Raw genomic sequence first — 16,138 nt, forward strand, 5'->3', positions numbered from 1 at the left:
AAGGCGCCAATCAGCAGGACAGCATCATGGCAAATGTTACCGTCATCGGGTCGCAATGGGGCGACGAGGGCAAGGGCAAGATCGTCGACTGGCTCGCCAGCCGCGCCGACGCCGTCGTCCGGTTCCAGGGCGGTCACAATGCCGGCCATACGCTGGTCGTCGGCGAGCAGGTCTACAAGCTCTCGCTGCTTCCCTCGGGCATCGTCACGGGGACGCTGTCGATCATCGGCAACGGGGTGGTGCTCGATCCATGGGCACTGCGCGACGAGATCGCCAAGCTGCGCGGTCAAGGCGTCGAGATCAATGCAGACAATTTCGCGATCGCCGACAATTGCGCGCTGATCCTTCCCTTTCACCGCGACCTCGACGCGCTGCGCGAAACCGCCGCAGGCGCGGGCAAGATCGGCACCACCGGGCGCGGCATCGGCCCCGCTTATGAGGACAAGGTCGGTCGCCGCGCGATCCGCGTCTGCGACCTTGCGCATCTCGACAAGCTCGAACCGCAGCTCGACCGCCTGACCGCGCATCACGACGCGCTGCGCGCCGGCTTCGGCGAACCGCCGATCGACCGCGAGCGCCTGGTCGCCGACCTCCGCGAGATCGCCGACTATGTGCTCGAATATGCCCAGCCCGTCTGGAAGCGTCTGAAAAAGGTCCGCAAGGCTGGCGCACGCATCCTGTTCGAAGGCGCGCAGGGCGTGCTGCTCGATATCGATCATGGCACCTATCCGTTCGTCACCAGCTCGAACACGGTCAGCGGCACCGCGGCGTCGGGCTCAGGCCTCGGCCCCTCGGCGGTCGGCTTCGTGCTCGGGATTGCCAAGGCCTATACGACGCGCGTCGGCAGCGGCCCCTTCCCGACCGAGCTTGAGGACGAGACCGGCCAGCGTCTTGGCGAGCGCGGACATGAATTCGGCACCGTCACCGGCCGCAAGCGCCGCTGCGGCTGGTTCGATGCCGTGCTCGTGCGGCAAAGCTGCGCCGTGTCGGGCGTCACCGGCATCGCGCTGACCAAGCTCGACGTGCTCGACGGGTTTGATACGATCCGCATCTGCACGGGATATCGCCTTCGCGGCAAGATTCTCGACTATTTTCCGGCGCACGCCGCCGATCAGGCCGAGGTCGAACCGATCTACGAAGAAATGGACGGCTGGCACGAATCGACCGCGGGCGCGCGCAGCTATGCCGACCTGCCCGCGCAGGCGATCAAATATATCCAGCGCGTGCAGGAGCTGATCGAAACGCCGATCGCGCTCGTCTCGACGAGCCCCGAACGCGAGGACACGATCCTGATCCGCGATCCGTTCAGCGACTAGAACGATCCTCCCTGTGGCCAAGCCATGGGGAGGTGGCAGCGCGAAGCGCTGACCGAGGGGCTTTGGCGCCGACGTCGCGGCCCTCCACTACTCCCCACGCCCACGGCGCAGGGAGGATTATTTGCCAGCCGCTGCCACATCGCGAATTGCCGCGACGAAGCCCGCCGGGTCGTCTTCCTGGATGAAATGTCCGCCCCTCAGCGTGCGGTGCGCCATGCCCTGCGCGCCCGGCACCCGCGCCGTGAACAGCGCATCGCCGCCGCGCGTGATCGGATCGCCGTCGGAAAAGCAGCAGAGGAAGGGCTTGTCGAACGCCTCGAGCGCCGCCCATGCGCGCTTCTGGTCCGGAACCGCGACATTGTTGCCAAGCGGCACGAAGGACGGATAGATGCGCGCCGCGACCTTCGATCCGCGCGTCGGGAACGGCGCGTCATAAGCCGCGATCTCGGCAGCGCTCAGTTCACGCTTTGCGCCGGCCCCAACGATCCTCCCGATCGGGAAGACCGGGCTGTAGCGCGAAAAGGCGCGCCAGATCGCAAACGCGCGCGGGGCGGGCTGGCCTTCGGGCAGGCCGCCGTTGGACAGCGCGACCCCGGCGAACCGTTCGGGCATTTCGGCAACGAGCCGCAACCCGATCAGCGAACCCCAGTCCTGACAAGCGAGGATCATGTTTTTGAGGTCGAGCGCCTCGACCCATTGCCGCATCCACGCGACCTGCGCCGCATAGCTGTAAGCGCCGCGGTCGAGCGGCTTGTCCGACCGGCCGAAGCCGATCAGGTCGGGCGCGACGACGCGAAAGCCCGCCGCGGTCGCCGGGCCGATCATATGGCGATACAGATAGGACCAGGTCGGCTCGCCGTGCAGCATCAGCACCGGCTGCGCATCCTTCGCCCCTTCATCGACATAATGAACGCGAAGCCCGTCGGCGATCTCGACATATTCGGGCGCATAGGGCCAGTCGGCCAGCTCCGCAAAACGCTCGTCAGACGTACGATAGACACGCATCATATTCTCCCCCACCCATGGTCGATTGCAGCTTAGGCGGCTTCCGTTTGGGCACAAGCCATGCCAGATTGCGGCATGACCCGACATATCCTCATCTTCTACGGCAGCTATCGCCGCGACCGGCAGGGCATCACGCTCGCGCGCTGGCTCGTCGATGCCATCGATGCGCGCGGCGACAGCGCCGAACTGATCGACGCGAAAGCGGTCGGCCTGCCGATGCTCGACCGGATGTACAAGGAATATCCGAAGGGCGAAGCGCCCACGGCGATGGAGGAACTCGCGGGGAAGATCCGCGCCGCCGACGGCTTTCTGTTCGTTACCGGCGAATATAATTGGGGGCCGCAGCCGGGGCTCAAGAACCTCACGGACCATTATCTCGAGGAATGGTTCTGGCGCCCCGCCGCGATCGCCTGTTATTCGGCGGGCCCGTGGTCGGGGGTGCGCGCGATGATGGGCTGGCGCGACACGCTCGGCGAGATGGGAATGGCGGTCACGTCATCGATCCTGCCGGTTGGGCGGATCGGCGGCGCGTTCGACGCCGAGGGCAATCCGACGGGCGACGACGGCGCGCGGCTGGAGAAGAGCTTTCCCCGCTTCGCCGAAGACCTCAATTGGTGGATCGACGCCGCCAAGGCGCAACGCGCGAAGGCCGATCCGCCCTACTGAGTCGGTGCTAGCCCGACTTGAGTTCGGAGGCGAGCAGCAGGCTGGCGCGCCAGAAGAAGAAAGCGGGGATGAGGCCGAGCCACGCCGCGCCATAAAGAACGTAGCGCACGCTTTCCTCGCCATAGGCGGGCGCGAGTGCGTCCGACAGCACGCCAAAGAGGAAGGGGCCGAATCCGAGCCCGATCAGATTCTGACCGAACAGCATGATCGACGCCGCGACCGCGCGCGCCTGCGGCCGCACCAGCCCCTGAACGCAGGCATAGGCGGGGCCATAATAGGCTGAATTGAGGATGGTCGGGACGATGAGCAGCGCCACCGCGACGCGCCAGTCGTCCATTTGATAGCCGAGAAAGAGGATCGGGGCGCCGACGGCCATGCCATAGGCGGGCAAGGTCAGAATATGTCGCTTGTCGCGCTTGCCGAAAATGTCGGCGCATTTGCCGCCGAGCCAAGTACCGAATACCCCTGCCAGCCCCAGCACCACCGCCATCGACAGCCCCGCTTCGGTGGTCGACAGGCCGTGGCTGCGGATGAAAAAGCTGATCGTCCACAGCGCCTTGCCATAACCGAGGAAGGCGGTGACGGACGCCGCGATCAATATGTAGAGGAACGCGCGCGACGAAAAGATTTCGCGCATCGCCTCGCGCGCGGGAAGCTGTGCCGGCGCAGCCTCCGCCGTCGTCTCGACGGGTCGGTGATGCCGCGGTTCGCGCATCACGAACAGCACCGCCAGCGCGAGCAGCAGACCGGGCGCCCCGACGAGCATCAATGCGATGCGCCAGCCGTAGAGATCGTTGACGATGCCGCCGAGAATCAGCCCGAGCAGCGAACCGATCGGGACGCCGAGGCCATAAAATGCGATCGCCGACGAGCGCTTTTCGGGCGCAACACTGTCCGAAATCAGCGAATGCGCGGCGGGAGTGCACCCTGCCTCGCCCACGCCGACGCCGATGCGCGCGAGGAGCAATTGCACGAAGTTCTGCGCCAACCCGCACACCGCGGTCATCGCCGACCAGATGGCGAGCGCGAGGGCGATCAGCCGGACGCGGTTCGTCCCCTCCCGGTCGGCATAGCGCGCGATCGGGATGCCAAGCAGCGCATAGAAAACGGCGAAGGCGGGGCCGGCGAGCAGGCCAAGTTCGGTATCCGAAAGGCCGAGGTCGGCCTTTATCGGTTCGGCGAGGATATTGACGATCTGCCGATCGAGAAAGTTGAAGATATAGACGATCAACAGGATCCACAGCATCGTCCGCGTTTGCGCGGAAATGCCATCGGCTGACGGCGAAGCGATACCCGGGGCCGGCGAGGCTTTGTCAGTCATTTATATCTCCCGCCGCCATGGGAGCAGACCCGAGGGACCGGTGTCAACGTCCATCCGTCGCGCCGGAAATGCCCGCTCACAATTGCCGTTACGGCGCCTGCCGTGCAGCGCGTGGAAATATTTTTCGGCCGGTCAGGGGCGATCGCGCCGCGGCTTCCGATCCCGGCCCTCCAGCTCCAGCAATTCCATCGGGACATGGATCGCGCGTACCGCCAGCCGGACCTCGACGAGGAACAGGATCAGCGAGACGAGCAGCAACAGCATCGCCGCCGCAAAAGCCCAGGAGGCGGCAACGCCGAGGTTGGCACCGGTAAACGCCTGGGTGAACAGCAGCGCCACGAGCAGGCAGACCACGATCCCGCAGGCGACAGCGGAGAGGATCGAATTGTTGATAATCCCCATCCTTCGGTCGGCGATGCGCAGCTCGGCCACGATGCGCTCATGCTCGAGGCCTTCGGTCTCGGCCCAGCGCTCCATCAGATTGCGTGAACGATCGACGACGCGCGCTAGGCGGCCCGCGATGACATTGAGCAGACTCCCGGTCGCGACCAGCAGGAACACCGGCGTGACCGACAGCTGGATCGTCTGCGCGATGGCACTCGCGTCCGGCGTCACTTACGCGCCGCCGCCTGCCGCGACCGACGGTGTGTTGACGCCGTGCATGGCGAGGAATTTGCGGATGTTGCGCGCGGCCTGCCGGATGCGCTGTTCATTCTCGACCATCGCGATGCGGACATAGCCTTCGCCGTCCTCGCCATAGCCGACGCCCGGCGCAACCGCGACCTTGGCGTGGGTCAGCAATTGCTTCGAGAATTCGAGGCTGCCCATTTCCTTGAGCGCGGGCGGCAGCGGCGCCCAGGCGAACATAGACGCGGGCGGGCTCGGAATGTCCCAGCCGGCGCGCGCGAAGCTCTCGACCATCACATCGCGGCGCTTCTGGTACAGCTCGCGGTTCTTCGCGACGATGTCCTGCGGCCCGTTGAGCGCAGCGCAAGCCGCGGCCTGGATCGGGGTGAAGGCGCCGTAGTCGAGATAGGATTTGACCCGTGTCATCGCGGCGATCAGTTTCTTGTTGCCGACCGCGAAGCCCATGCGCCAGCCTGCCATCGAATAGGTTTTCGACATCGAGGTGAATTCGATCGCAACGTCCTTCGCACCCGGCACCTGCAGGATCGAAGGCGTCGGATTGCCGTCGTAATAAAGCTCGGAATAAGCGAGGTCGGACAGGACCCACACCTTATTCTCCTTCGCCCATGCGACGAGCCGCTCATAGAAAGCGAGGTCGACGGCTTCGGCGGTCGGGTTCGACGGATAGTTGACGACGAGGATCGAGGGCCGCGGCACCGTGAACGCCATCGCGCGGTCGAGCGCGCGCCAATAATTCTCGTCGGGCGTCGTTGGCACGCTGCGGATCGTCGCGCCGGCGATGATGAAACCGAAAGTATGAATAGGATAGCTCGGGTTCGGCGCGAGCACGACGTCGCCGGGACCGGTGATCGCGGTCGCGAGGCTCGCGAGCCCTTCCTTCGACCCCATGGTGACGACGACTTCGGTCTCGGGATCCAGTTCCACGTTGAAGCGGCGGCCGTAATAATTGGCCTGCGCGCGGCGGAGGCCCGGAATGCCCTTCGACTGCGAATAGCCGTGCGCATCGGGCTTCATCGCGACTTCGCAGAGCTTCTCGATCACATGCGCGGGCGGCGGCAGGTCGGGGTTGCCCATCCCCAGGTCGATGATGTCCTCTCCCGCGGCGCGGGCGGCCGCACGCATCGCATTCACTTCGGCGATGACGTAAGGCGGCAGGCGCTTGATGCGATAGAATTCATCTTCGGACATGGGAAACTAGAACAACTCCTTTGCGTTACATATTGAATTGACGCGCGCGGCAATCTCGCCAGCCGCATCACGGCTTGTTATAGGCATTATATCCGCACTGACCAGCAGGAACGAGCATGAGCGACACGGGTAAGGACGACACGAAAGAAGCACCGAACCCCTTCATGCCGTCGCCCGATGACCTGCAGCATTGGGCCAGCGTCATGGGCCGCGCGCAGCAGATGATGCTCGAATATGCGCTGGGGCAAGCCAATCAGGGCAACAGCGCCGCAGCGGGTATGTTCGACCCCGCGAGCTGGCTGCAAAATCCGACCACCCAGCTGTGGGCCGAACAATCCTCGAAGCTGTGGGAACAGGGCGTCGCTTTCTGGACCTCGCTCGCGACGATCCAGCCGTCGTTCGCGCCGGACGCCGATGCGCCGAAAGACAAGCGTTTCGCCGATCCCGACTGGACCGCCAACCCGGTCTTCGCGCTTATCCGCCAAACCTATGGCCTGCTCGCCGAACAATTACTTACGACCACCCGCACGATGCAGGGGCTCGACGAGCATGCGCGCGCGAAGATGGAATTCGCCGCGAAAAATATGACCGACGCGCTGTCGCCTTCGAACCTTGCGATCACCAATCCCGAAGTGATCAGGCGTGCGGTCGAGACGCGCGGCGAAAGCCTGCTGAAGGGGTTGAAGAATATGCTCGCCGACCTGTCGCGCGGGCAATTGAGCCATGTCGACCCCGACGCGTTCGAAGTCGGGGTGAATATCGCGACCACACCGGGCAAGGTGGTCCACGAAACCGATCTCTATCAGCTGATCCAGTACAGCCCGACGACGAAGGAGGTTTTCACCGTCCCGCTCGTCATCTTCCCGCCGTGGATCAACCGCTTCTACATCCTCGACCTCAACCCCGCGAAAAGCTTCGTCGCCTGGGCGGTCGAACAGGGGCTCAGCGTGTTCATGGTGTCGTGGAAGTCGGCCGACGCGTCGATGAGCGAAGTCGCTTGGGACGATTATGTCGCGGCGCAGGTCGACGCGATCGATACCGTGCGCGATCTGCTGGACGTGGCGCATGTCCACACCATCGGCTATTGCGTCGCGGGCACGACGCTTGCCGCAACGCTCGCGATGCTCGCGGCGCGCGGCGAGGCGGACAAGGTCAAGTCGGTGACCTTCTTCACAGCACAGGTCGACTTCGAGCTTGCGGGCGACCTCAAGATGTTCGTCGACGAAAGCTACCTTACGCTCCTCCAGCAGCTTTCAGCCGGCGGTTTCCTCGACGGGCGCTATATGGCCGCGACCTTCAACAGCCTGCGCGGGCGCGACCTCATCTGGAACTATGTGGTGAGCAATTATCTGCTCGGCAACGACTATCCGCCGTTCGACCTTCTCTACTGGAACGGCGACGTCACCAACCTCCCCGCGAAATGGCACCGGCAATATCTGGTCGACCTCTATCGCGACAATCGCATGGTGGTCCCCAACAGCCTGAAGGTGATGGGCACGCCGATCGATCTCAGAAAGATCGAGACCCCCGCCTATATCCAGGCGGGCCGCGAGGATCATATCGCGCCGCTTGCGAGCGTGTGGCGGCTGATGGAACACCTGTCGGGGCCCAAGACCTTCATCCTCGCGGGCTCGGGACATATCGCCGGCGTGGTCAACCCGCCCGCGGCGGGCAAATATCAATATTGGACCGGCGACAATGGAGCCGCGTCGCTCGACGATTTTGTTGCGGGCGCGTCCGAGACCAAGGGCAGCTGGTGGCCGCACTGGATCGGCTGGATCGCGCAGCAGGATGATGAAAAAAGCGCCGTCAAGGGCGCGCGGATCCCCGGGAAAGGAAAGAAAAAGGCGATCGAGGACGCCCCGGGACGCTACGTCAAACAGCGGTAATATCTCACGAATATATTGCCCGCGGGCCGGTGCTGCGATTATTTTTGTGCGCTGCACAAATTTTTGCTTGAAATCACCGATCCACTCCTATATTGTGCAGTGCAACATAAAGGAGTTGTCCCGATGGCTACCAAGATGGATAGTGCCGAAAAGGCTTTCGAAGCCGCGACGCTGGAAACCGCCGCCAAGCCGGTGGCTGCTCCTGCCGCTCCCGCCGAAGCTGCCCCCGCAGCGAAGGCCGCGGCGCCCGTGAAAACCAAGACTGTCGCGGCGAAGGCCAAGCCGGTCCAAAAGAAAGCCGCAAAGCCGGCATCCAAGAAGGTCGCCCCCAAGAAGGCGACTGCGAAGACCATTGCCTCCAAGCCCGCGAAAGCCGCGCCGAAGCCGGCCGCCCTCGCAACCAAAGGACTGAAGACCATGAACGACACCGTCAAGAAGTTCGCCGACGAAGCGAAGACCCGCGCCGAAGCCATGACCGCCGACTTCAACGAGAAGGCCAAGGAAGCGTTCGCTAAGTCGAGCAAACTCGCCGAAGAAGCCGTCGAATTCAACAAGGCGAACGTCGAAGCCCTCGTCGAATCGGGCAAGATCGCTGCCAAGGGCATCGAAACGCTCGGCCAGGAAGGCGTCACCTTCGCTCGCAAGAGCTTTGAGGACACGACCGCCGCGCTGAAGGGCTACACCGCCGTCAAGACCCCGGCCGACTTCTTCAAGCTCTATGCCGAAAACAGCAAGAAGGCGTTCGACGCCGCCGTTGCGCAGACTTCGAAGACCAGCGAGCTCGTCGTCAAGCTGACGAACGACAGCTTCGCGCCGATCTCCAACCGCGTTTCGGTCATCACTTCGAAGATGAAGGCCGCCTAAGCGACCTCTCTTCCATCGTTGGCGCGGGCAACTCCCCTCCCTCTCCCCGCCTGCGCCGACACACCAGGGCCGCTCGCTTCTTTTCAGAGGCGGGCGGTTCTTGCTTTGCGCGACCCGCTGGCGAACAAGAGGTTAAAATCCACGACCGCGCCCCTTGCGCTTCGGCAGCGGCTTGCGATATTCCTGCGATGATGTTTCCAGTTTCGACCATCCAGCCGGTCCGCGCCATGGCGGAGTCAAAGAATGTCCGCGCCATGGCGGACAAGGACGAAGGCTCGTCCGGCAGCCCGGGCGTCGGCATCGCGACGCGCACCCGCGCCAAGGCGAAGAAGCCGTCGATGTACAAGGTGCTGCTGCTCAACGACGATTATACGCCGATGGAATTCGTCGTGATGGTGCTTCAGCGTTTCTTCAACATGGATATCGAACAGGCGACGCAGGTGATGCTGCACGTCCACCAGCAGGGCGTCGGCGTATGCGGCGTTTTCAGCTACGAGGTCGCCGAAACCAAGGTGAACCAGGTGATGGACGCGGCGCGACAGAACCAGCACCCGCTGCAATGCACGCTGGAAAAGGCCTGATCAGCCAGATTTTGCGGCCTGCTCGGCTTTGAGCGCCGGCGAGGGTTCGCCCTTCAGATCGCCATAGCCCAGCGCGGCGCCGCACCCCGGGCACACCAGCGCCGTCCCGACGTCTGCGCCGCACGCGCGGTGAATGTAGCGCATCGCGGGCCCGTCGCCGGTCTCGCCATCCTGATACGCCCAGCGCTCGGCCCAGCCACGCATCGCGTAGAGCACGCCGAACAAGTCCTTGCCCTTGTCGGTCAGCCGATATTCGTGGCGCCGCGGACGGTCCTGATAGGCGTGGCGCTCGACCACGCCCTCGCCCTCGAGCAATTTGAGCCGCGCCGAAACGAGCTGTGGCCCGAGCCCGGTATTCGTGGCGATCGCCTCAAACCTCCGTCGCCCGAAGAACAGATCGCGCAGGATCAGTAGCACCGCACGGTCGCCGAGCAGCTCGGCCGACCGCCCGACGGGGCAATATGTATCCGACAGATCGGCGCGTTTTGGCACGTGTCACCTTATCCTCTTGTCACTATGATTATCATAGTTACTATGTAGCACAAGAGGAGAGTCGATCATGCCCAATCCCGCAGCCGTCATTATCGGCGCCGGCGACGCCACCGGCGGCGCGATCGCGCGCGCCTTCGCCGCCGAAGGCCTCACGGCCTGCGTCAACCGCAGGACAAGAAACGCCGAGCAACTCGAAGCGCTCGCGCAGTCGATCCGTGACGAAGGGCATCGCGCCCACGCCTTCCCCGCCGACGCGCGCGACGAAGAGGCGATGATCGCGCTCTTCGACCAGGTCGAAGCCGAAATCGGGCCGGTCGAGGTCGCGGTGTTCAACATTGGCGCCAATGTGAATTTCCCGATCACCGAAACGACGCTGCGCGTCTACACCAAGGTCTGGGAAATGGCGTGTCTTGGCGGCTTCCTGATGGGCCGCGAAGCAGCGAAACGCATGATGCCGCGCGGCCGCGGCACGATAATCTTTACCGGAGCGACAGCATCGCTGCGCGGCGGCTCGGGCTTTTCAGCCTTCTCGGGCGCCAAGGGCGCGCTCCGCATGCTCGCGCAGTCGATGGCGCGCGAGCTGGGGCCGCAGGGCATCCATGTCGCGCACACCGTGATAGACGGCGCGATCGACACCGAATTTATCAAAGGCCGCCACCCCGATTTTGACAATGCGAAAGCACAGGATCTGATCCTCAATCCCGCAGCCATCGCCGCCAATTATGTAATGCTCCATAAACAGCCGAAAAGCGCGTGGACGCACGAACTCGATCTTCGTCCGTGGGGAGAAAAATGGTGACCAAAACGCTCGAACTCATCTTCGACTTCGGTAGCCCCAACGCCTATCTCTCGATGAAGGCGCTTCCCGACCTGCTCGATCGCACGGGCGCCGACCTCGTCATCACCCCCTGTCTTTTGGGCGGCATCTTCAAGGCGACGGGCAACAAGGCGCCGATGATCCAGTACGCCGACGCGCCCGCGAAGCTCGCATACGAGAATCTCGAAATGCGCCGCTTCATCGCGAAGCACGGCCTCGTCAAATTCCGCATCAACCCGCATTTTCCGGTCAACACGCTGCTCATCATGCGCGGCGCGATCGTCGCCGAGGAGGAGGGCAATCTCGACGATTATGTCGACGCGGTGAACCGCGCGATGTGGGAAGAAGGCCTGAAGATGGACGATCCGGAGATAATCGCGCCCTACCTCTCGGCGAACGGCTTCGACGGCCCGGCTTTGCTCGCGCGCACGGGAGAGCCCGCGATCAAGGCAAAGCTGGCCGCAAATACCGAAGCCGCGGTCTCGCGCGGCGTTTTCGGTATTCCGACCTTCTTCGTCGGCGGCGAGATGTTCTTTGGCAAGGACCGGCTTGCGCAGGTCGAAGAAGTGCTCGGCCAAGCCAAAGATTAGGCTTGCGCCGCCGGCGGCGGGCGCCCGGCGACGAGGATGCCGGCAACGATCAGCGCCAACCCGGCGACATGAAACAGGTGCAACGCCTCGCCGAGGAACAGCATCGCAAGCCCCGCGCCCATCAGCGGCATGACATTCATATATTGCCCCGTCCCCGCCGACCCGATCAGTTCGACCCCGCGATTGAAAAAAAGATAGGCGAGAAAGGACGGGAAGATCGAGACATAGGCGATCGCGAGCGCGCTCCCCATCGCCGGAACCATCAGCCGCCCCGACCAAAGTTCGTGCGCGTAAAAAGGCGCGATCACCGCGACGCCGACGACCATCGACGCGGCGAGGAAACTCAGCGGATGCACCTCAGGGCGGCGGCGGAGCAGCACCGAATAAAGCGCCCAGAGCAGGACCGCCATGCTGATGATCGCGTCCCCGATATTGAGCCGGAGGCCCCACAGCATCGCGGGATCGCCGCGCCCGATGATCGCGAGCACGCCTGCAAGCGAAATCAGCACCCCCGCAACCTGCCGCAAGCTGGTGCGATCGCCCATAACCAGCGCTCCGGCGATCAGCACGAGCGCGGGCTGGGCCGACTGGATCAGCATCGAATTGAGCGCGGTCGTGCTCTGCAGCCCCGTATAGAGCAGAATGTTGAACGATCCGATGGCGAGCGCGCCGAGCAGCGCGACGATCGGCCAGTTTGCGCGCAGCACCGGCCAGTCGCGCTTCAGATGCGGCCATGCGAGCGGCAGCAGCAGCAAAAGCGCGAAGGTCCAGCGCCAGAAGGACAAGGCAGCCGGCGGCACCAGGTCGCGTGCGGCGCGCCCGACGATCGAATTGCCCGCCCAGAACAGCGCGGTTACCGTCAGCAACGGATAAGCCCGCGACCAAATCGCCGCGGCCGCACCGCCTTCCTTCATCATTCCGCCGCTCCGCCTTCACCCGAAATTCGTCACCCGAATAGCGGGCGCCCGCCTCCTGTCTAACTGAAGTCGAGCTGGATGATCTGCGTCGGCGTCGCGCGGCAATACATTTCGATCTGCTTGGTGCCATCGGGATAGGTGGCGGTCATCGCCGCGCGGATGCGCCAGCCGCCATTGCCCTGCTCGAGGTGGACCAACCGGTCGTACGACAGCCGCGTGCCGCCGGTCACCCCGATCTGGCGCGCCGCATCGTTCATGCAATTCTGCACCGATGGCCGCGCCGCGCTCAGCAAGGACGAAAGATTGGCGCTGAGCGTCGCGGGGGGACCCGCCGGATAGGTCGGCGTGGCCGTGTCATCCTGCACCGGCTCGCCGGCCTCGGCCTTCTTCTTCTTGCCCTGGCTCGCGAGCAAGGCGAGCAGCCCGCCCGCGACGACGATGCCGCCGATGATCAGCCCGGTGCTCGGTCCCTTGTCCTTGTCCTTCTCGGGCGGCCGGACGTTGCGATAGCCATAGCCGAAGTCGGCGCGGCATCCGTTGTTCACCCAGACATAGCTCGAGGTGTAGCCCCATTGCCGCCCGGCGTTGCAGCGCCCGCCGAGCCGGCGCACCAGTTCGACGCGGTCGTTCGTCGCGACATTGCACTGCTGATAGCGGTTGCTGCGCGACTCGCAGCGGATCGTCCCCGCATAATCGTCGACCGGCTGCGGCAACGGCACCGGATTGCCGCCATTATTGGCATAGCCGTAGCGGAACTCGGCGCGGCACCCGCCCGACACCCAGATCTGCGTCGCGGTGAAACCCCAGTCGCGCCCCTTCGAACAGCGCCCGCCGATGACCCGCATCAATTCGACGCGATTGTTCGTCCGGACGTTGCAGCGCTGGACCCGGTTGTTCCGCGATTCGCAGCGAATCGTTCCGGCATGGCCATCGCCATAGCCGGGGCGCGGCGGCTGGATCTGCGGGCCGCCGGGTGGCGGATAGGGCAAGGTCGTGGCTTGCGGCATCGCGGGCACCACAAGTTGGCTGGCAATCAAAGTGGCCGCAGTCACGACCGTGACGACATTATTCCGCATGACCTTCTCCCCTGTGAAAAGTCGTTTTACGTAAACGCTGCGATTGTCGAGGCCCGATATGGGCACGAATAGTTTCACATTTTCCATGGGAAAGCCACGACGAAAGCTATTCGCTCGTACCGCAACTTAACTATCCTCGCGGCACCGTGCGGCGGCCGCCATCGCCGGCATGGCCAGTCCGCTTGCGCGGTCCCGCGCATGCGCTAAAGACAGCCGATGGATCAGATCGTCATTCGCGGCGGCCAGCGACTCAAGGGCCGTATCCCCATCTCCGGCGCCAAGAATGCGGCGCTTACCCTGTTGCCCTGCGCGCTGCTCACCGACGAGCCGCTTACGCTCAGGAACCTGCCGCGGCTCGCCGACGTCGACGGATTCGGCCATCTCTTGAACCAGCTCGGCTGCTCGACGACGATCGAGGGATCGCGACCCGAGGATTTCGGCCGCGTGATGACCGCGCGCGCGACCACCCTCACCTCAACCGTCGCCCCCTATGACATCGTGCGCAAGATGCGCGCCTCGATTCTGGTACTCGGCCCGCTGCTCGCGCGCGCGGGCGAGGCAACCGTGTCGCTTCCCGGCGGCTGCGCGATCGGCAACCGTCCGATCGACCTGCACCTCAAGGCCCTCGAAGCCTTCGGCGCCGAGATCGAGCTCGCGTCGGGCTATGTGAAGGCGAGCGCGCCCGGCGGCGGACGCCTCCCCGGCGGCAAGTTCACCTTCCCCGTCGTGTCCGTCGGCGCGACCGAAAATGCCGTCATGGCGGCAGTGCTCGCCAAGGGCACCTGCGTGCTCGAAAATGCGGCGCGCGAGCCCGAGATCGTCGACCTGTGCAACTGCCTCGTCGCGATGGGGGCGCATATCGACGGGATCGGCACCGAAACGCTGACGATCGAGGGCGTCGACCGGCTTCACGGCGCGACCTATCGCGTGATGGCCGACCGCATCGAGGCGGGCAGCTATGCCTGCGCCGCGGTCATTACCGAGGGCGATGTCGAGCTGGTCGGCGCGAAGGCCGACGAGATGGACGCGACGCTCGCCGCGCTGCGCGACGCCGGTGCGACGGTCGAGGAGACCAAGGCGGGCATCCGCGTCGCGATGTCGGGCCGCGCCGAACCCGTCACGCTCTCGACGGCGCCCTACCCCGGCTTCGCGACCGACATGCAGGCGCAGTTCATGGCGATGGCAACGCTCGGCAAGGGCGCTTCGCTGTTCACCGAAACGATCTTCGAAAACCGCTATATGCACGTCCCCGAGCTTGCGCGCATGGGCTGCGACATCCAGGTCAAGGGCCGCACCGCGATCGTCCGCGGCGTCGACCATCTCGTCGGCGCGCCGGTGATGGCGACCGACCTGCGCGCCTCGATGAGCCTGATCATCGCGGGCCTGGCTGCCCAAGGAACGACCGAGGTCAATCGCGTCTATCACCTTGATCGCGGTTACGAGCGGCTTGAGGAAAAACTCCAGGCCGTCGGCGCCGATATCGAACGGATCAGCGCTGGGTAAGTCTCTCCGCGCGGCCATATGCCCCGCTTGCGCTGCCCTTGATCCAGTCCCCGAGCAGCTTCAGATAGCCGTCGGTGATGCGGGTGATCGTGCGCGATCCATCGGCGGCGGTCGTGAACTCGAACATGCCGTGATCGGTGCCAGGGAAGAGATAGACGTCGAACGGCTTGCCTTCCTTCGCCAGCTCGAGCAACGCGCCGCGCGTGGTTTCGATCGGCGCCTCGCGGTCATCGCCCGCAAGCACCCACAGCAAGGGCGTATCGAGTTTCCGTAGCGCCGCAACCGCGTCATAGTCCCAGATCAGTTCGAGGTTGTCGAAGCGCGCCCGCCCGATCCGCTTCAGCTCCTCGTTCGGCATGCGCGCGATCGCCCCGCTATACTCGCCCTCGATCTTCGCCGCCCATGCCTTGTCCGCCATCTCGCGCCGTACGGCGTCCAGCGCTTCGTAGCCGGTGTCGAAATCCGACAGCAGCAGCCCTGCGGTAGCCTGCGACAAGCGGTTGACCAGCGCCTCGGCATCCTTGCCCAGCCCAGCTGCGCGCACTTCGGACACCATCTGCTCGCGGTCTTCCTCGATCGGCGATGCAACGAGCCCGAAGCCGACGGTCACATAGTCGGCCTTTGTCAACGTCGCCGCGAGCGGGGCGACCCAGCCGCCCTGGCTGCCGCCGAAAAAGCCCGCGCGACCGAACCGGCCCGCCGCCATCTCCCGCGCCTTTTCGAGCGCATGCGCCGCATCGGTAGCGAGCAGTTCGAAATTCTGCGTATACTCGCCATCGGATCCCCCCGTTCCGCGCTTGTCATAGACGAAGACCGAAACACCCTGTGCCGCCATCGCATATCCATAGAGGCCCCCGATCGGCGAACTTCGTTCGGACCCATGCACCATCACGACGAGCGGGCGCATCGGGTCCGCGCCCGGCGGCTCGATGAGCATGCCCGCCATTTTCGTGCCGACGCTGTCAAAACTCGCCGGCGTCTCGCGGAACGCGACCGGTTGCCAGGCCGTGTTTTTCACATTCACCCGACCGGCATCGCAAGCGAGTGGCGCATCCGGGTCCGATGTCGCGCCACGCCGCCCATCGCGGAACAGGTAGCGCAGCCCCGGCGCCTGGATCGACGGGAGCTTCGCAAGTACCACGAAATCGCCATCGGGGGCCGCATAAGTGCCGGGCTGGCAAGCGCCTTGCGCGAAAGCCGGTGCGCCCGGAAGCGCGGCGAGGAGCAACAACGTGCTGGCAAACATTTTCACATCACCGTATTAT

General features: G+C 64.5%; 16 protein-coding genes. 8 read left to right on the forward strand and 8 right to left on the reverse strand.

Annotation, left to right across the window (positions count from 1 at the left end):
* Positions 1-26 precede the first annotated feature (26 nt).
* On the forward strand, positions 27-1,316 hold the full coding sequence (locus E5675_RS14485) for an adenylosuccinate synthase (RefSeq protein ID WP_136175136.1): 1,290 nt from the start codon (positions 27-29) through the stop codon (positions 1,314-1,316).
* A gap of 117 nt (positions 1,317-1,433) precedes the next feature.
* Here E5675_RS14485 and E5675_RS14490 read toward each other — a convergent pair whose 3' ends face one another.
* Positions 1,434-2,324, reverse strand: a complete 891-nt coding sequence (locus E5675_RS14490; protein ID WP_348769802.1) for a haloalkane dehalogenase — start codon at positions 2,322-2,324, stop codon at positions 1,434-1,436.
* Positions 2,325-2,396: 72 nt separating this feature from the next.
* Between E5675_RS14490 and E5675_RS14495 the strand changes: the two genes are divergently transcribed.
* Positions 2,397-2,987, forward strand: coding sequence for an NADPH-dependent FMN reductase (locus E5675_RS14495; RefSeq protein WP_136175137.1), 591 nt, complete (start codon positions 2,397-2,399; stop codon positions 2,985-2,987).
* Between the two features lie 7 nt (positions 2,988-2,994).
* On the opposite strand, the gene E5675_RS14500 is transcribed toward E5675_RS14495, so the two are convergent.
* From E5675_RS14500 to E5675_RS14510, 3 genes are all read right to left on the reverse strand, one after another.
* Complete coding sequence (locus E5675_RS14500; RefSeq protein WP_136175138.1) at positions 2,995-4,308, reverse strand: MFS transporter; 1,314 nt, start codon at positions 4,306-4,308, stop codon at positions 2,995-2,997.
* Between the two features lie 132 nt (positions 4,309-4,440).
* A complete protein-coding gene (locus E5675_RS14505) occupies positions 4,441-4,923 on the reverse strand; it encodes a DUF2721 domain-containing protein (RefSeq protein WP_136175139.1) in 483 nt (160 codons plus the stop codon).
* Positions 4,924-6,144, reverse strand: a complete 1,221-nt coding sequence (locus tag E5675_RS14510; protein ID WP_136175140.1) for an LL-diaminopimelate aminotransferase — start codon at positions 6,142-6,144, stop codon at positions 4,924-4,926.
* A 116-nt stretch (positions 6,145-6,260) separates the two neighbouring features.
* On the opposite strand from E5675_RS14510, the gene phaC reads away from it, so the two are divergent.
* The 3 genes from phaC to clpS all read left to right on the forward strand — a co-directional run bounded on the left by phaC (position 6,261) and on the right by clpS (position 9,478).
* Positions 6,261-8,033 carry a class I poly(R)-hydroxyalkanoic acid synthase gene (phaC, locus tag E5675_RS14515; RefSeq protein ID WP_136175141.1) on the forward strand — a complete coding sequence of 591 codons (1,773 nt, stop codon included), beginning with the start codon at positions 6,261-6,263 and terminating at the stop codon, positions 8,031-8,033.
* A gap of 123 nt (positions 8,034-8,156) precedes the next feature.
* The gene (locus E5675_RS14520) at positions 8,157-8,897 is read left to right on the forward strand and encodes a phasin family protein (RefSeq protein ID WP_136175142.1); all 741 of its coding nucleotides are present in this window, start codon (positions 8,157-8,159) and stop codon (positions 8,895-8,897) included.
* A 254-nt stretch (positions 8,898-9,151) separates the two neighbouring features.
* Positions 9,152-9,478, forward strand: a complete 327-nt coding sequence (gene clpS, locus E5675_RS14525; RefSeq protein ID WP_136176504.1) for an ATP-dependent Clp protease adapter ClpS — start codon at positions 9,152-9,154, stop codon at positions 9,476-9,478.
* Here the strand turns inward: clpS and E5675_RS14530 are convergent, their stop codons facing one another.
* Positions 9,479-9,970 carry a helix-turn-helix domain-containing protein gene (locus tag E5675_RS14530; protein WP_136175143.1) on the reverse strand — a complete coding sequence of 164 codons (492 nt, stop codon included), beginning with the start codon at positions 9,968-9,970 and terminating at the stop codon, positions 9,479-9,481.
* Between the two features lie 67 nt (positions 9,971-10,037).
* Here E5675_RS14530 and E5675_RS14535 point away from each other — a divergent pair, with 67 nt between their 5' ends.
* Positions 10,038-10,769: an SDR family oxidoreductase gene (locus tag E5675_RS14535; protein ID WP_136175144.1), complete on the forward strand. Its 732-nt coding sequence runs from the start codon at positions 10,038-10,040 to the stop codon at positions 10,767-10,769.
* Positions 10,763-11,377, forward strand: coding sequence for a 2-hydroxychromene-2-carboxylate isomerase (locus tag E5675_RS14540; RefSeq protein WP_136175145.1), 615 nt, complete (start codon positions 10,763-10,765; stop codon positions 11,375-11,377). Before E5675_RS14535 ends, E5675_RS14540 begins: the two co-directional genes overlap by 7 nt.
* Here the strand turns inward: E5675_RS14540 and E5675_RS14545 are convergent.
* Both E5675_RS14545 and E5675_RS14550 read right to left on the reverse strand, forming a co-directional pair.
* Complete coding sequence (locus tag E5675_RS14545; protein WP_136175146.1) at positions 11,374-12,294, reverse strand: DMT family transporter; 921 nt, start codon at positions 12,292-12,294, stop codon at positions 11,374-11,376. The two genes, E5675_RS14540 and E5675_RS14545, sit on opposite strands and share 4 nt — an antisense overlap.
* 59 nt (positions 12,295-12,353) lie before the next feature.
* The gene (locus tag E5675_RS14550) at positions 12,354-13,370 is read right to left on the reverse strand and encodes a DUF3011 domain-containing protein (RefSeq protein WP_168707872.1); all 1,017 of its coding nucleotides are present in this window, start codon (positions 13,368-13,370) and stop codon (positions 12,354-12,356) included.
* Between the two features lie 216 nt (positions 13,371-13,586).
* Here E5675_RS14550 and murA point away from each other — a divergent pair, with 216 nt between their 5' ends.
* Complete coding sequence (gene murA, locus E5675_RS14555) at positions 13,587-14,873, forward strand: UDP-N-acetylglucosamine 1-carboxyvinyltransferase (protein ID WP_136175148.1); 1,287 nt, start codon at positions 13,587-13,589, stop codon at positions 14,871-14,873.
* On the opposite strand, the gene E5675_RS14560 is transcribed toward murA, so the two are convergent.
* Positions 14,860-16,119: an alpha/beta hydrolase gene (locus E5675_RS14560; RefSeq protein ID WP_136176505.1), complete on the reverse strand. Its 1,260-nt coding sequence runs from the start codon at positions 16,117-16,119 to the stop codon at positions 14,860-14,862. The genes murA and E5675_RS14560 overlap by 14 nt on opposite strands.
* Positions 16,120-16,138: the final 19 nt, after the last annotated feature.

It is taken from the genome of Sphingopyxis sp. PAMC25046 (assembly GCF_004795895.1).
Taxonomy (GTDB): Bacteria; Pseudomonadota; Alphaproteobacteria; order Sphingomonadales; family Sphingomonadaceae; genus Sphingopyxis.

Coding starts and splice junctions, on each gene's coding strand:
- E5675_RS14545 (WP_136175146.1), bottom strand. CDS start 12,294: ATGATGAAGGAAGGCGGTGCGGCCGCGGCGATTTGGTCGCGGGCTTAT.
- E5675_RS14535 (WP_136175144.1), top strand. CDS start 10,038: ATGCCCAATCCCGCAGCCGTCATTATCGGCGCCGGCGACGCCACCGGC.
- murA (WP_136175148.1), top strand. CDS start 13,587: ATGGATCAGATCGTCATTCGCGGCGGCCAGCGACTCAAGGGCCGTATC.
- E5675_RS14550 (WP_168707872.1), bottom strand. CDS start 13,370: ATGCGGAATAATGTCGTCACGGTCGTGACTGCGGCCACTTTGATTGCC.
- E5675_RS14485 (WP_136175136.1), top strand. CDS start 27: ATGGCAAATGTTACCGTCATCGGGTCGCAATGGGGCGACGAGGGCAAG.
- E5675_RS14510 (WP_136175140.1), bottom strand. CDS start 6,144: ATGTCCGAAGATGAATTCTATCGCATCAAGCGCCTGCCGCCTTACGTC.
- E5675_RS14520 (WP_136175142.1), top strand. CDS start 8,157: ATGGCTACCAAGATGGATAGTGCCGAAAAGGCTTTCGAAGCCGCGACG.
- E5675_RS14495 (WP_136175137.1), top strand. CDS start 2,397: ATGACCCGACATATCCTCATCTTCTACGGCAGCTATCGCCGCGACCGG.
- E5675_RS14490 (WP_348769802.1), bottom strand. CDS start 2,324: ATGATGCGTGTCTATCGTACGTCTGACGAGCGTTTTGCGGAGCTGGCC.
- E5675_RS14500 (WP_136175138.1), bottom strand. CDS start 4,308: ATGACTGACAAAGCCTCGCCGGCCCCGGGTATCGCTTCGCCGTCAGCC.
- phaC (WP_136175141.1), top strand. CDS start 6,261: ATGAGCGACACGGGTAAGGACGACACGAAAGAAGCACCGAACCCCTTC.
- clpS (WP_136176504.1), top strand. CDS start 9,152: ATGGCGGACAAGGACGAAGGCTCGTCCGGCAGCCCGGGCGTCGGCATC.
- E5675_RS14560 (WP_136176505.1), bottom strand. CDS start 16,119: ATGTTTGCCAGCACGTTGTTGCTCCTCGCCGCGCTTCCGGGCGCACCG.
- E5675_RS14540 (WP_136175145.1), top strand. CDS start 10,763: ATGGTGACCAAAACGCTCGAACTCATCTTCGACTTCGGTAGCCCCAAC.